Annotated in this window: 14 protein-coding genes and 1 pseudogene; 3 read left to right on the top strand and 12 right to left on the bottom strand. The window is 44.7% G+C overall.

Annotation, left to right across the window (positions count from 1 at the left end):
* Positions 1-113: 113 nt before the first annotated feature.
* The 9 genes and pseudogenes from V9W66_RS15870 to V9W66_RS15830 all read right to left on the bottom strand — a co-directional run bounded on the left by V9W66_RS15870 (position 114) and on the right by V9W66_RS15830 (position 7427).
* Positions 114-311 carry a hypothetical protein gene (locus tag V9W66_RS15870; protein ID WP_181989027.1) on the bottom strand — a complete coding sequence of 66 codons (198 nt, stop codon included), beginning with the start codon at positions 309-311 and terminating at the stop codon, positions 114-116.
* 223 nt (positions 312-534) lie between these two features.
* A complete protein-coding gene (locus V9W66_RS15865; RefSeq protein WP_144093856.1) occupies positions 535-987 on the bottom strand; it encodes a hypothetical protein in 453 nt (150 codons plus the stop codon).
* The gene (locus V9W66_RS15860; protein ID WP_186290043.1) at positions 984-1928 is read right to left on the bottom strand and encodes a ParM/StbA family protein; all 945 of its coding nucleotides are present in this window, start codon (positions 1926-1928) and stop codon (positions 984-986) included. The genes V9W66_RS15865 and V9W66_RS15860 overlap by 4 nt, the downstream gene beginning before the upstream one ends.
* A 196-nt stretch (positions 1929-2124) precedes the next feature.
* Positions 2125-3183, bottom strand: coding sequence for a DNA primase family protein (locus V9W66_RS15855; RefSeq protein WP_243121669.1), 1059 nt, complete (start codon positions 3181-3183; stop codon positions 2125-2127).
* Positions 3177-3941 carry a hypothetical protein gene (locus V9W66_RS15850; RefSeq protein WP_243121670.1) on the bottom strand — a complete coding sequence of 255 codons (765 nt, stop codon included), beginning with the start codon at positions 3939-3941 and terminating at the stop codon, positions 3177-3179. The genes V9W66_RS15855 and V9W66_RS15850 overlap by 7 nt, the downstream gene beginning before the upstream one ends.
* Before the next feature lie 121 nt (positions 3942-4062).
* Positions 4063-4428, bottom strand: a complete 366-nt coding sequence (locus V9W66_RS15845; protein ID WP_334296073.1) for a TnpV protein — start codon at positions 4426-4428, stop codon at positions 4063-4065.
* A gap of 222 nt (positions 4429-4650) precedes the next feature.
* A pseudogene (locus V9W66_RS15840) lies at positions 4651-4932 on the bottom strand (ParB/RepB/Spo0J family partition protein); the annotation flags it as partial.
* Between the two features lie 176 nt (positions 4933-5108).
* Positions 5109-6476 (bottom strand): 23S rRNA (uracil(1939)-C(5))-methyltransferase RlmD, encoded by a 1368-nt coding sequence (gene rlmD / locus V9W66_RS15835; RefSeq protein WP_144093859.1) that lies wholly within the window; start codon positions 6474-6476, stop codon positions 5109-5111.
* A 3-nt stretch (positions 6477-6479) separates the two neighbouring features.
* A complete protein-coding gene (locus V9W66_RS15830; RefSeq protein ID WP_022426377.1) occupies positions 6480-7427 on the bottom strand; it encodes a 3'-5' exoribonuclease YhaM family protein in 948 nt (315 codons plus the stop codon).
* Positions 7428-7734: 307 nt separating this feature from the next.
* Here V9W66_RS15830 and V9W66_RS15825 point away from each other — a divergent pair, with 307 nt between their 5' ends.
* Genes V9W66_RS15825 through V9W66_RS15815 form a run of 3 tightly spaced genes read left to right on the top strand, consistent with a single transcriptional unit; the run spans position 7735 to position 12239 of the window.
* Positions 7735-10116, top strand: coding sequence for an endonuclease MutS2 (locus V9W66_RS15825; RefSeq protein ID WP_144093860.1), 2382 nt, complete (start codon positions 7735-7737; stop codon positions 10114-10116).
* 15 nt (positions 10117-10131) lie between these two features.
* Entirely contained in the window at positions 10132-10833 is a 702-nt protein-coding gene (locus V9W66_RS15820) for a response regulator transcription factor (RefSeq protein ID WP_015524367.1), read from the top strand.
* Positions 10830-12239, top strand: a complete 1410-nt coding sequence (locus V9W66_RS15815) for a sensor histidine kinase (RefSeq protein WP_144093861.1) — start codon at positions 10830-10832, stop codon at positions 12237-12239. Before V9W66_RS15820 ends, V9W66_RS15815 begins: the two co-directional genes overlap by 4 nt.
* Before the next feature lie 101 nt (positions 12240-12340).
* Here the strand turns inward: V9W66_RS15815 and trmL are convergent, their stop codons facing one another.
* The 3 genes from trmL to V9W66_RS15800 all read right to left on the bottom strand — a co-directional run bounded on the left by trmL (position 12341) and on the right by V9W66_RS15800 (position 15315).
* Complete coding sequence (gene trmL / locus V9W66_RS15810) at positions 12341-12841, bottom strand: tRNA (uridine(34)/cytosine(34)/5-carboxymethylaminomethyluridine(34)-2'-O)-methyltransferase TrmL (RefSeq protein WP_015524365.1); 501 nt, start codon at positions 12839-12841, stop codon at positions 12341-12343.
* Positions 12842-12913: 72 nt separating this feature from the next.
* Positions 12914-13525, bottom strand: a complete 612-nt coding sequence (locus tag V9W66_RS15805; RefSeq protein ID WP_110103447.1) for an AIR synthase-related protein — start codon at positions 13523-13525, stop codon at positions 12914-12916.
* Positions 13526-13629: 104 nt separating this feature from the next.
* Positions 13630-15315, bottom strand: coding sequence for a B12-binding domain-containing radical SAM protein (locus V9W66_RS15800; protein WP_144093862.1), 1686 nt, complete (start codon positions 15313-15315; stop codon positions 13630-13632).
* Between the last annotated feature and the right edge of the window lie 263 nt (positions 15316-15578).

The raw sequence follows: 15578 nt of genomic DNA, 5'->3' as shown, positions 1-15578 counted from the left end.
ACAGCCCAAAGGCTGGCTCCGGTGCAGAGTGGCTTGCCACTTTGCGAAACTTGCCTGTCATCTCCCCACCACTGAACCGACACCCACCAAGCCATATTTTCCACCCTACGTTATCAGATCAAAATGGAGATGACGGTGGTTTTGTGGTGCAGGGACAGACTGTGGAAGAAATAGAAAAGCTCCCATTTCGATAGATTTTCTCTTTCTGAAACTGGCTGTTCATGCATCACTCCGATGCGAAGTATCGGACAATCATGTGCCGTATCCGGCACTCTATTCTTTTCTTCGCCTTGCTTGTTCAATTCACCCATTTGCCAACGCTTTTCTGTTGTATTTTCCTGTTATTTCTGTCTTTCTTTTTTTGGATCTCTTTCCATTTCTGCTAAAAGACATAAAAATAGCAGTCATAAACATTTCTCCAATTCATAATGTCTGAAATGTCACCACTGCCATTGTCTTTTTCTGCTATTCTGTTTTTGTAAAGCTATTCCTTACTGTCAGTCTGTTTTCCTGTTACTGCTATTTCATAACCATCTAAAAACTGTCCGCAAAATCCAGTGCTGCATCCATATCAGCTTCTTTCTCCCAGTCCAGATTATCTTCTGTAATCTCTCCATCCTTTTTTTCCATTGTTAGTATTCTGTCCGACAGCTTACTTTCTCCTACCGATTCTTTTACAAACGGTACAAGCATTTCCATCAGATTCTTCGCTATAGCCATCGGGGCAGATTCTTTCACTCCATCCCGGATAGCTGTTTCCACTCTTTCCAAAAACGCATCTTCCTTTTCTCTGGTTTCCAGATACGGATCTGCTTCATTCCTGTACTCTCTGGAAAAATAATCGTTTAAAGCAACTACAACTGCTCTGGTGTACGATTTATATTTTTCCCTGTCCATCGTCTGCAAATATTCCCATGCCTGCCTGTCCTGTTCATCACAAAAGTTCAAACGGATATTTGTATTGATGATTTTCCGTTCTTTTCTCATACAAGCATCCCTCCGTTTCTCTGGATTTTCCTTACGGTCATTGCTTCATAGCCTTTCGCTGTGGCACAGATGTCCCGTACAATTGTCACCCGGCTCTTGTCATATTCTCCAAAATTCTGGATCATACAACCGCCACCGCCGACCACATACAGACGCATCAGTTCTGGATTATATTCCCGTTCTCTCAGCTTATGGAAGATTTCTTTCGTATAATCTCCGGCAGCTTTACGAATGACTGTCAGATATTTCTCACCAATATCTGCTGTCCCGGTACGGATCACCTGCTCAATCACCAGATCGTCCACCACTGTTCCCAGTTCTTTCAGCAGGGATTCCCTTACAGCAAGCACACACTGATGCGTTCCATATTTCTCTGTAAAGCATTTCTTCTCTAATGGACGGGAATTGTTGATATACATGATGTTCATAGTTCCGTTTCCAATATCCACAAGCATGTTGATTCCTTTGAAATCCTGTAAGCGGTAAAAGGCTGCTGCAAATCCCTGTGGGTAAATGTCAGCACCTGCAAACTCCACATGATACTCTTTATTGCGGAATATAAAATCCACGCTTTCATTCTGGAGAAGATATTTCTGGAAATCTTCTTTCTGTGTAGCTACCCAGGTAAGTGGAAGTCCGGCTGCAATGTGTACCTTTGCTTGATTCATTTCTTTCCCATCAAGTTCCTTTGCTATAGCCGCCAGTGTCAGCACATAATAGTCCTCGTCCTGCGTTTTCTCTGCACAGAACTCCTTGTGTTCCTCTCCGATCTGGTAATACATACCATTGTAAACAAGAAGATTATTCTTGAAGATTGGCTCCTTGTCATATCTGGCTACACCGGATGGAAAGCATCTGGTGGCTGTTTTCATGTTTCCATAACCATGATCAATCCCGATCACCATAACTGTTTCATTATTGTTGTTTTTCATCATTCTCATAATCATACCTCACACTTTCTTAATTTTTATTTTTTTACTTTTTCCCAAATTCGGGAAAAACCTATATTTGTATCAGCTAAAACGTTGATACATGAAAAAGGGCAATCAGTGTAAAAAAAGCAAAATTTTATGTACTCTGGCAGCTATCTTTGTTATTTCTCCTGCTCCGGTAACATTTCTTTTTGCTTATTTTGCCCTAAATGCCCTTAATTCCCTGATTCATATTTAATTGTAACTGTTTATAATCTATATCTGTTTCTTCAAAAGGTATTCTTTCTTCTGGATCTACAGGACAAAAATCTTCTTCCTTAACTGCAATATCCTGATAATAGAACTCACCATTGTACTGCTTCAGAAGGAAACCTTTATCCGTCATATTCCTGAAAAAGTTGGACTTACCATGCCCCTGTCTGCCATTCTCTTTGCAGTATTCCTCATACATATGGAACACTTCACTTCGTTTCAAACGTTTCCCTTTGGCACGCACCAATGACTCATCAATAAAAGCGCAGATACTATCTGACGTCCGTTGCACTTCTCTTACACATTCTTTGCTGTGTTCGCTCTCCGTGAACTTTCCCTGTTCGTACAGATTTTTCAATGCAATCATCGCCATATGAATTGCATAATCGGATTCTGCCTGTACCTTTTCCTTTAAGTGCAGATCTTTTTCAGCACTTTTTACTACCCGGTTCATATCAAGAATCAGTAGTCTACGATAAAAAGCATCTGATTTATCCTCAAGATTCTGCGGCATTTCATTGGTAGAAAAAAGCAGCTTCGCATAAGAGTGAAAATGGATTGCATCCTGTCCCTTTTTCTCATAGATCAGTGTATCTTCACCGACTGCTTTCTTTAATACATCTGTGTTCTCCATTGCTTTGCAGGGAATATCTGCGCAGGCATTTAACAGCTTTCCGTACATTCCAGTCGCATAGAATCGTTTATTTAAATCCTGTAAAGAAGTACTGGACATATTGGTGATTCCAACTACATGCTGGATCAGCGATACTGCCACAGACTTTCCGGTTCCACCATTTCCTTTCAGTGTAAGGAATTTCTGAAACTGCGTATCCTGTGTCATGCAGTATCCAAAATACTCCCAGAATGTCTGCTGTTCTTCTTTGTTAGGAAGAGACGATGCCAGATACTTTTTGATATTTTCTCCACCTTGTAACACTTGCTCACAATCCTCTGGATAATAGGGAAATGGAATCTGATTGATTGTCAGATAATCCGGATTGTGTTCTAGCATTTCACCCGTAACCGGATCATAATATCCATTTTTAAAATTAATCCACTATTTAGTTCATATGCCTCCCGGTGAACTTTCGGCTGCGTGATCAGTAGATTATAGATTCTTTTGATCACTCCACTCTGTACCTGGTCACGATAGATCAGCTTCTGGATACGGTATTTCATTCTTACCCCATCATGGTCTTCCAGGAAAACACCATGCTCATAATAATACGGTGTGATTCCCACCACAAAAAACTGAACATTCTCCACCAGATAATCTACAATCTCCATATCCCGGACACCTTTCACATTTCCTTTTGCATCAAATAAGTGAAAACGGCTTAGTTCCGGTTCTTCTTTTGGATCTCGCTCAAACCGAAGAATATACTGTTCCAGTAATTTCTCAACTTCTTTCTGATTATCCAGTTTGCCAAGGTACTCCTTCTCTTTGAACAACTGCCAGCCTGTTTTTCCATCAAGACCAGCGTCTTTGAAAAATGTCTGTAACTTATCATTCATCCACTTCACCGTACAGGCAGTCACATAATGATAGGCACTCTGACAGCTTCCTGTAAACTGAATAGCTCTCATTTCTTCTATAAAGGAATCTGCACTGAAATAATATCCGTCATCTTCCTGCACCAGACAAAGTGCCTGATAACCTGACATCACAATATTCAGTGCGATATCCTGATTGTCCACCAGAAAGATATAGGTCTGTGCTGTCCCTTCTGGATTGGTTTCCATATAATGCTTCAAAAACTTCTTGTTCAAACTTATCACTTCCTTTCAGGCAAAGAAAAAGACGCAAGCCACATTTCTATGACTCACGCCTTACTTCGCTCACAATATTCTATTTTTATCAGTTACCTGCCAGATTGATTCCTGGCAATCCTTATACATAAATCAATTCTTTCAGGATAATCTCTTCTGCAATCGCTCTGTGCTGATTGGCAGCTCTTACCCATGCCATCTGATCTTTTTCCTTATCCGGCAGTGGTTCTTTTTCTTCCAACTGTTTCAGAATCACTTCCTCCCGTTGCCTAGCTGCCTTGTCCACTTCCAGAAGATGCTCACCAATCGTATCCTGTAAAAGCATCACCTGATACGTTGAATTTCGATGGTTCTTCAGATAATCTCTGCGTAAGAATCCATACTTGCCAAGTTGTTCCATCTGCTCACTGGATTTATAGGTGAGGTTCGGAATCAGATGGGTTAACCGGATATATCGCTTGATCTGTGTCACACTTTCGCCAACCATACTGGCGAGCTGTTCATTGCTTCGCTTGCCTTCTGCTCCGCCTTTTTTCTGGATTTTTACTTTTCCAAGTTTCTGTAATTCTGCTTCCAGTTCTGATACATTCACCAGTTCTGTCTTACACTTCGGTTCCAGTGGGTCCGAAGTATCCGATTCTAATCTGCCCTGATGCTTCATTGCTTCCAGACGCATCTTATAGGCAAATGCTTTTTCGCTTGGCAGTATCTTCTCTCTTTGGAGATTGCTATCTATCATCGCTATAACCGACTGGTCATCATCCAGTTCCCGAATAATAACCGGCACTTTTGTAAGCCCTGCCCATAGTGCTGCTTCTTTCCGTCTGTGCCCGGATATGATTTCATATCCATCACCATGCGGATTCTTTCTCACCAGAAGCGGAACTAATACCCCTTCTTTCTCAATACTGCATCTCAATTCAAACAACTCCTGATTTCGTTCTACTTTGAACGGGTGTCCTTCAAAGCTGTGCAGCTCTTCTAATTTCATCAGTACAATGCCTGCACCCGACTCGTGATTCTCTAATGAACACATTTCTTTCTTCTTTGCCATTTTTTATTTTCTCCTTTGCCTTTGAATAAAAGAAAAGGACACTCATCTTCCAGAAGTTCTGAAAGTTGGTTTGAAACTCATATACCTCGCAAAGTGCCTTAAATTAAGGACTTCTACGAATTCACCCGATGTAAACAACACACGACTTCCACATGGACTCCTTGCGGAAACATATCAGTAGTAGAAACCCGCACCAGTTCATAATCCTCCGCACACAGCACCTTCAGATCCCTCGCCAGTGTCGCACTGTCACAGCTCACATACACAACCCTCTCCGGCTTCATTTTAAGGATCGTATTCAGAAGTACCTCATCACAGCCCTTCCGTGGCGGGTCTACCACGATAACGTCTGCATAAACGCCATTCTTCTCATACTCTCTCGGCAGCACTTCCTCTGCTTTTCCGACAAAAAACTCTACATTCTCAATGCCATTGAGCTTCGCATTCTCTCTTGCATTGTCAATGGCCTGTGGTACGATCTCCACGCCGCGGACGAATTTTGCTTTCTGGGCCAGGAACAGGGAGATAGTTCCGATTCCGCAGTACAGATCCCAGACAGTTTCATTTCCCGTAAGGCCGGCGTACTCCAGAGCCTTTCCATACAGTTTTTCGGTCTGGATGGGATTGACCTGGAAAAAGGACAGGGGAGAGATCTGATAGGAAATATCTCCGATGCTATCCGTTATATAGGACTGTCCCCAAAGGAGGCGAAGCTGATCACCCAGGATCACATTGTTCCGTTTTTTATTAACATTGATGGTAATGCTGGTCATTTCCGGAATTTCACAGAGTGATTCCACAAGAGCCTTTTCTGCAGGGATCTTATCTCCGTTTAAGATCAGACAGACCATCATCTCATCTGTATGGAAGCCATAACGGATCATAATATGACGTACAAGACCTTTTCCCGTGGCCTCATCGTAGGGCTGTACATGATATTTTTCCATGTGTCCGATCACACGGTCCAAAACCTCTTTATTCTGTTTCACTCCCAGAATACATTCTCGGTTATCAATGATGGAGTGGGTTCTTCCTGCATAAAAGCCTGTGATGATCTTTCCGTCTTTATTTTTTCCTACCGGAAACTGTGCCTTGTTTCGATAATGATAGGGGGCTTCCATCCCCATGATCGGTTCCATATCAAGATTCTGAAAACCTCCGATTCTTTCCAGATGTCCACGAACCTTTTTCTCTTTAAATTTCAGCTGCTGCTCGTAGGATAATGCCTGAAGCTGGCATCCTCCGCACTGGCGGGCAATAGAGCAGGCAGGTTTCACACGGTATGGAGACGGTGTGATCACCTCCATCAGGCGGCCATAGCCATAGTTCTTTTTTGCCTTGATAATCTTGGCTTTGATCCGGTCTCCGATCACGGCGTCTTTCACAAAAACGGTGAAGCCATCGGCTTTCCCGATACCTTCACCGTCAACTCCGCAATCCTCTATATCTAAAGTGAGTATATCGTTTTTACGGAATTCCATGTATTAAATATCTCCTGTTCTTCTTAAATTGGACTCAAAAAGCCGGTTGAAACCAAGCCATTCTTTTTTGCCTTTGTCTGCGTGGAAAATTTCTGTCAGTGTCTCCATCCTTGCATCTGTATTGTCTGCCAGATTCAGGGCAACTGCCTCTGCAAGTGCCGGTTTCTTGGGAGAACCGTACTCCAGCTCACCATGATGTGCAAGAATACAGTGGATCACCTGATTCTCAAGCTTCTCCGGAAAATCCGGGATTTCTTTTGCAAGATCATGTACCATCTGTGCCCCGATCACAATATGTCCCAGAAGCTGTCCCTCATCTGTATAATCATTCATCGGAAAAGCAGAAAGTTCCTTCGTTTTGCCCACATCATGAAGAAGTGCGGTTGTGATCAGAAGATCTCGGTTCAATAGCGGATATGCATTCGCCATATAATCGCAGAGACGGGTCACACCAAGAGTGTGCTCCATCAGTCCGCCGATAAAGCCGTGATGTACGGTCTTGGCTGCAGAATGTCCCTCAAATATCTTCATAAATTCCTGATCTTCTACAAAAAGCTTCTTCAGAAGCTGGGAAAGATAGGGATTCTTCACACTGTTGATAAGCTCTCGCAGCTGGCTCTGCATATCATCCACACTGTTCTCACTGGTAGGAAGATAATCTGCCGGATCATACTCCCCTTCTCCTGCCTTGCGTGCTCTCTTGATATTCAGCTGCATGGCGCCTGCAAAGCTTGTCACATCGCCCATGATCTCAATGTAATCCAACGCATCAAACTCATCAATTCCCAGAGAATTGGGATCCCAGATCTTACCATCGATCACACCTGTTTTATCCTGAAGGATCAGATTCTCATAGGGCTTGCCATTCTTCGTTGTAGCTGCCTGTTTCTGTTTGCAGAGATAGATCCCGTTTACTCTGTCTCCCTCATGTAATTCATTTAAAAAACGCATAAAATTCTTGCCTTTCTGTTCTTTTTACTTTCAAAGCAGACATACTCACGAACACATCCGCTTCACACTTTGCATTCATAGCCAGACTTTCTTTATGATCTTTGGCCGCATCCCGGTCCGGGCTTTCTGGCATTTCTGCACAATTTCCACTTACTTCCGGGCTTTATTCAGTATCATAACACATTTTACTTTCCTTTGCTATGGAAATCATGTAAAATAGGAAACGAAGTGTTTTTTTGCATATCCTGTGTTACGCAGAAAAACACGGAATCAACAGAAGTAACAAAAAGGAGTAACTACAGCAACAATGAACAAAAAAGCATACAAAGCACTTGAATACTATAAAATCATAGATCTGCTCACAGACAAGGCCTCCTCCCCCATGGGAAAAGATCTCTGTCGAAAGCTTACCCCTTCCACAGACATTGAGGAGATCCGGTCCATGCAGCTGCAGACACACGATGCCCTTGCACGCCTGTTCAAAAAAAGCGGCATTTCCTTCGGCAGCGTCAAGGACATCCGCGGCACATTAAAACGTCTTACTGTTGGCAGCGCCCTGAATGCACCGGAGCTGCTTTCTGTCTGCAGTCTTCTTGAGAATACCGGTCGTGTAAAGGCCTATTCCAGAAGTGATCGTGATGACGGAATGACCGATTCCCTTGACGGAATGTTTGCGGCACTGGAACCTCTGACACCACTCAGCACAGAGATCCGCCGCTGTATCCTTTCTGAGGATGAGATCAGTGACGATGCCAGCAGCACGCTTCGTCAGATCCGCCGCAGCATCAAAGCCACCAACGACCGGATACACACCCAGCTTTCTTCTCTGGTTGCAGGAAGTGCCAGGAATTATCTTCAGGATTCTGTTATCACCATGCGCGATGGTCGCTACTGTATCCCGGTAAAGGCTGAATATAAAGGCCAGGTTCCCGGTATGATCCACGACCAGTCCGCCACAGGTTCCACTCTTTTCATTGAGCCTATGGCTGTTGTCAAGCTGAACAACGACATCCGCGAGCTGGAGCTGAAAGAGCAGAAAGAGATCGAAGTGATCCTTGCATCCTTAAGCCAGCAGGTAGCTGCTGAGCTGGAGGCTATTCACGCAGATCTTTCCATCATGGTACAGCTGGACTTTATTTTTGCCCGTGCCGCACTTGCCATGGACATGAACGCCAGTGAACCTGTTTTCAACACAGAAGGCCGGATCCGGCTTCGCCAGGCCCGTCATCCACTGATCGATAAGAAAAAAGCCGTTCCTATTGACATCCGTCTCGGGGATGATTTTGACCTCCTGGTTGTCACCGGACCAAACACCGGTGGTAAAACTGTTTCTCTGAAAACCGTAGGTCTTCTTACCATGATGGGACAGTCGGGTCTCCATATCCCGGCGCTGGATCGTTCCGAACTTGCACTTTTCCGCGAGGTTTATGCTGATATCGGAGATGAGCAGAGCATTGAACAGTCCTTAAGTACCTTCTCCTCTCATATGACAAACGTGGTTTCCTTCCTGAAATCCGCAGATCAGGATTCCCTGGTCCTCTTCGATGAGCTTGGTGCAGGTACGGACCCTACAGAGGGTGCCGCTCTTGCCATTGCGATCCTGTCACATCTTCACGACCAGGGTATCCGTACCATGGCAACCACCCATTACAGCGAACTGAAAATTTATGCCCTCTCCACTCCAGGTGTGGAAAATGCCTGCTGTGAATTCGATGTGGAAACCTTACGTCCGACCTACCGCCTTCTGATCGGTGTTCCGGGAAAAAGTAACGCATTTGCCATTTCTTCCAAGCTGGGGCTTCCGGATTTCATCATCGCCAAAGCAAAGGAACAGATCAGCGAGCAGGATGAATCTTTTGAAGATGTTCTGACATCCCTGGAGCAGAGCCGTGTCACCATCGAAAACGAGCGTGCTGAAATTGCCCGTTACAAAGAACAGGTAGAAGAGCTGAAAAAATCTCTTCAGGAAAAAGAAGAAAAGCTGGATGAACGTAAAGAGCGGATTCTCAGAGAAGCCAATGAACAGGCACATGCGATCCTCCGCGATACCAAGGAATACGCAGATCAGACCATGAAGCTTTTCCATAAATTCCAGAAGGATCACGTAGATACCGCTTCCGTGGAAAAAGAGCGCCAGAACCTGAAAAAACGTATGTCAAAAGCCGAAAATGGAATGTCTTCCAAGCAGCAGAAGCAAAAGCCAAAGAAACAGCTGAAGCCATCCGATCTTTCTCTTGGCGATACTGTAAAGGTTCTCAGCCTGAATCTGAAAGGAACAGTTTCCAGTCATCCGGATTCCAGAGGATATCTCTTTGTGCAGATGGGTATCATCCGTTCCAAGGTTCATATCTCCGATCTTGAGCTTGTGGACGAACCGGTGATCACCACTCCGTCCATGCAGCGTACCGGCGCCGGAAAAATCCGTATGTCCAAGGCAGCCAGCATTTCCACAGAGATCAATCTTCTGGGAAAAACCGTAGATGAGGCAGTTGCAGAGCTGGATAAATATCTGGATGACGCCTATATCGCACACATGAAATCCGTCCGTATCGTTCACGGAAAAGGTACCGGTGCCCTCCGCAAAGGTGTCCACAATTATTTGAAGCGCCAAAAGCACGTAGCTTCCTTCCGTCTCGGCGAATTCGGAGAAGGCGATGCCGGCGTGACCATTGTAGAATTCAAGAAATAAAAAGGAGCTGAAGCCATGGCTACAAAACAGAAAATCCTCATTGTTGACGATGACAACAACATTGCAGAGCTGGTTGCTCTCTATCTCACAAAAGAATGCTTTGAGACTAAGATCGTAAATGACGGCGAGGAAGCCCTGAAGCAGTTCCATATTTTTCACCCGGATCTGATCCTTCTGGATCTCATGCTTCCGGGCATTGACGGATACCAGGTATGCCGTGAGATCCGTCACACCTCCGATGTACCGATCATTATGCTTTCCGCCAAGGGAGAAACCTTTGACAAAGTCCTGGGACTGGAACTTGGAGCGGATGATTACATCATCAAGCCTTTTGACTCCAAAGAGCTGGTGGCACGTGTCCGTGCGGTACTGCGCAGATTTCATGTAAAATCTCCGTCTGCCGCGCCAAAGGAAAAATGTGTTTCCTATCCGGATCTGGTGATCAACCTGACCAACTATTCTGTAACTTATATGGGACACCAGATCGATATGCCGCCAAAGGAGCTTGAGCTTCTCTATTTCCTGGCAGCTTCTCCCAATCAGGTTTTCACAAGAGAACAGCTTCTGGATCACATCTGGGGCTATGAATACATTGGCGATACCAGAACCGTAGACGTTCACATCAAACGTCTCCGTGAAAAGATCAAGGATAATCCAAACTGGGCTCTTTCCACAGTCTGGGGGATCGGCTACAAATTTGAGGTAAAGGATTCATGAAACAGCATCTTTATACTAAACTGCTGATCCTGTACTTTATGCTGGGCGGAATCTGCTTTCTGCTGCTTTCCTCCGGTGGCTCCTACCTGGTAGAAAAAAGGCTGGAGCGCTCTACCGGAGAGTCCCTTTACCGCACTGCCAGCCAGCTGGTTTCCAAAAATGAACTTCGTCAGGCTGTAAAAAGCCCCAAAAACGAATCCCTCACCCTGGCTCTTTCCTCTGCAGCATCCTTTCAAAATGCAGATTTCTGGGTTATGGATACATATGGGAACGTTCTGATAAACACAAACCAGCAGTCCTCCGATTCCGGTGATATCACCGTCAGGAACTTCCGACCGGAAGATTACGAAGATACCTGCTATTCCTCCGGTACGTTTTACGGGACATTAAAAACCACACAACTAAGCACAGTCGTTCCCATAAAAGATACGGATCTGGTGACTGGTTATCTGGTGATCCACTACCCTATGAAAAACCTCTACGAAAGCCGCAGCAATATCGTAGAGGTTATGATCCTGATCTTTATTGTGATCTATGCACTGTTTTTCAGTTTTCTCCTGATCTATTTTTACAGGGTCCACAAACCTCTGAAAGAAATCTTAAAGGGTGCCCTGGAATTTGCCAACGGAAATCTTACCTACACGATCCCCGTAGATTCTGAAGATGAGATGGGATATCTTTCCCACTCCCTGAATTACATGGCAGACAAGCTGAACAAAAACGGAGAGTATCAACGACAGTTCATTTCCAATGTGTCCCATGATTTCCGCTCGCCTCTGACCTCCATCAAAGGCTATGTGGAAGCCATGCTGGACGGTACCATCCCACCGGAAATGCAGGAACGTTATCTGAAAGTCATTGCTTTTGAATCCACCCGTCTGGAGAAGCTTACCCGAAGTCTCCTTACCTTAAACGAACTGGATGTCAAAAAGCGTATGATGCATATGCGGCGTTTTGATATCAATGAAACGATCCGTACCACAGCCGCCACCTTTGAGGGAACCTGTTCGGAACGAAACATCCGTCTGGAGCTCCTCCTTGCGGGAAAAGAGCTTTTTGTCCGTGCAGATATGGAACAGATCCAGCAGGTACTATACAATTTATTGGACAATGCAGCAAAATTCAGCAGCGACAATTCTTCTATCACACTGGAAACCACAGTCAATCATGGCAAGGTTTTTGTCTCAGTCAAAGACCATGGAAGCGGAATTCCAAAGGAAAGTCTTTCCAGGATCTGGGACCGTTTCTATAAGATCGATGTCTCCCGTGGAAAAGACCGCAAGGGTACCGGGCTTGGCCTTGCCATTGTAAAAGAGATCATCAACGCTCATAAGCAGAATATCAATGTGATCAGCACCGTAGGTGTTGGAACAGAATTTATCTTTACACTGGAAAAAGCAAAATAAAACATCAAAAAACCTCTGATCCGGAAGGCTGTAAAAGAAATATCTCTCAATATCTCCTACAGTATTTCCGGATCAGAGGTTTTTATTTACTCTTTGCAGGCTTATTTCCAGTCGTAATTTCTCAGATGGCCTTCCAGATTCATATGCGTAAAATTATGTTGTCGCAGCGCCTCATAAAGCACAATGGCAACTGAATTGCTTAAATTCAGGGAACGGATATCTCCGATCATCGGGATCCGCACGCAGGTTTCCTGATTGTTTACCAGGATATCCTCCGGGATTCCCGCACTCTCCTTGCCAAACATAATGAAACAGTCATCCTCATACTGCACATCTGTATAAGTCTGAGGTGCCTTGGTGGTTGCGTAATAAATCTTTGCTCCCGGATTCTTTTTGAGAAAATCCTCATAGTCCAGATATCTGGTCACATCCAGATGTTCCCAATAATCCATACCTGCACGCTTGATGGCCTTTTCATTCAGGCGAAAACCAAGCGGTTCGATCAGATGCAGCCTGGTTCCTGTTGCCACACAGGTTCTTCCGATATTTCCTGTATTTGCCGGAATTTCCGGCTCATGGAGCACAATGTTCAAAACTCCCATTTATTTTTTTCCTCTTTTCTACATAGCATTAAATATACAAAATATGCATTCGCAATCCGCTTCGCTGCTTGCTCATGAGATCAAAAAGCCAAGCTTTTTGGTCTCATCTTCTGCCGGGCGTTCCAGATATCTGGCATTTCCGCCGCTGTAAAGAAGCCTGTTATTTCCGGAATCGGTCTGCCCGATCACTGCTGCCATGATTCCCTCTCGCCGCAACTGCTGCACAAACGCATCACCGCCATGGATTCCCATAAGAATACTTCCGCCGGAAAGCAGCTTGTACGGATTCACATCAAGGATCTCACAGATCTCTATGGTTTCCTGTCGGATGGGCACACTTCGAAGATCTGCACTAAGACCTACTCCGGATGCCTCCGCCATTTTCCAGAGGGCAGCAAGAAAGCCGCCTTCTCCCATCCGATATCGGGCACTGGCTCCGGATTCTTCCGCCATTTTCCAAATTTTATCATTCTCTGTTCCTGTTCCGTAAACCTCAGGAAGCTTTACAGCATCCTCGAGAAACCGTTCTGCAAAAAACTCCCGCAGCCTGTCATGATAATTCTTTGTGATCCATGCAGTTCCTTCTGCTGCCACAGGGCCTGCCACGATCAGCTCGTCTCCCGGCATAAGCCGTCCGTCTATCTCTGCCTGAAGCGCCTCCAGTGCTTTTTTTCCAAGTTTCATAACTGCCGCCTTAATAAATGATAAGCGAAAGCACAGTCGGAACTACCATTGCCAGTACCAGAATAACTGCGATGATCGCTGTGATCACTTTTCTTTTTTTCGGATCAAACATTCCCATAATTATCATTCACCTCATCTGTAATATCCGTTAATTGCGCATTGTTGGTCAAAGGATCCCTGTCTGTATAATCAAAAAGAAGCTTCTTTCCGTCCCGGAACACCTCGATATGGGCGGTTTTCGGGATTTTTTTCGCTTTCCGGTAATCCCAGATCAGCCGCTCATACGGCTTCTGGTCTGAAGCAAAGGATGGCCTGCTCTTTAAATTCTCTCGAAGATAAAGATCCAGGAGCATTACATCGGAAAGTGCTTCCGACGGGATCTCTTTCTGTTCTCCGGCAAACTCCATAAGAATCTCATAGCGCCTCATCCTGGAATGAGAGATCTCCGAGTATCCTTTTTTCTCATAAAATCTGCCAAGTGCCTCATACATCCGGAAAGGATCGTCAAAATACTTCTCCAGAAATACAAGGGTATTTTTGAACTGCCCACTATTATAATACACTTCCACCATACTTTCCACCATTTTCAGCCTTAAAATCTCCCCGTAGGTCAGCCAGGCTGTGGAAAGTACCTCATAGGGTTCCCGATCCTTGTAAAGAATCTGATATTCCCCTGTCATTTCCATCATGTATGATCCCTTCAGCACTTTCAGAAAACCAAGCTGAAACTGTTCCGGACGCAGTGCGCAAACATCGCAGAAGGACTTGTGGAAGCTGTCGTATCCCTCATAGGGAAGTCCTGCGATCAGATCCAGATGCTGGTGGATATTTCCAAAGCTGTGGATCTGCTCTACAATCCCTTTCAGCTTTTCAAAATCCATGGTTCTCCGAATGGCTTTGATGGTCTGAGGATTGGTGGACTGTACACCAATCTCCAGCTGGATCAGTCCCGGACGCATGGTTTTCATCAGCGCCAGCTCCTCCGCACGGAGAAGATCTGCTGAAATCTCAAAATGAAAATTGGTGATCCCGTTATCATTCTCCGTAATATACCTCCAGATCTCCATGGCATGGTCATGCTTGCAGTTGAAGGTACGATCCACAAATTTGACCTGAGGAACTTTATTATCAATAAAAAACTGCAATTCCTTTTTTACAAGCTCAATATCACGGAACCGAAGCTTCTTATCTATGGAAGAAAGGCAGTAGCTGCAGGAAAAGGGGCATCCCCTGCTGCTCTCATAATAAATAATGCGGTTTTTAAACTCTGTAAGATTGCTGTATGCAAACGGAACTTTACTTAAATCCATCAATTCCCGCCAGCCCGTGTGTACAATATCCCTGCCTTTGTTTTCATCACGAAAAGCCACTCCGCAGATCCCGCTCAAAGTTTCCGGTTTTCTTTCTATATAATAACCTGCCAGTTCATGGAAGGTTTCCTCTCCTTCTCCCACCATTACTCCAAAAAACGCAGGATTCTTTTTCAGAAATTCCACCGCATCGTAGGATACCTCCGGGCCTCCTGCCCAGAACTCCACCTGTGGAAGGATTTTCTTAAGATCCGGCACCAGCTCCCTGACAAAGGAAATATTCCAGATATAGCAGGAAAAGCAGATCACATCCGGCTGCTCCAGATAAATATCTTTTAAAATGTCATCCCTGATCTGATTGATCGTATACTCTTTGACCACAACCCTGGAGCTGTATTCTCCGGAACAGGATTTCAGGTTATATACCGCAAGATTGGAATGGATATATTTTGCATTGCATGCTGCAAGTAAGATTTTCAAATTTTATATTCTCCTAACTTCTGTCGGATAATTTCTTTCCCCGGCAGTTTTCATTATTTCTCTGTTGATCCTTTTCGCTTTATGATTATAACGTTCCCGCCACCGGATGTAAATAGAAAAACAGGGGTTACTGTTCACTGGTAATATTCCGCGAGGTGTTTTTTGTGAGCGAAGGTCACAGAAAACCCGAGACATACCGCGCGAATTTATGCGATCAGCATAAATTCTGTGCATCGCGAAGCGTGTTGCTGAGAACGGAGTGA

This window comes from Blautia massiliensis (ex Durand et al. 2017), from assembly GCF_051861785.1.
GTDB lineage: Bacteria > Bacillota > Clostridia > Lachnospirales > Lachnospiraceae > Blautia_A > Blautia_A luti_A.
The sequence above is the reverse complement of the archived record's forward strand: the minus strand, read 5'-3'. Positions and strand labels throughout refer to the sequence as shown.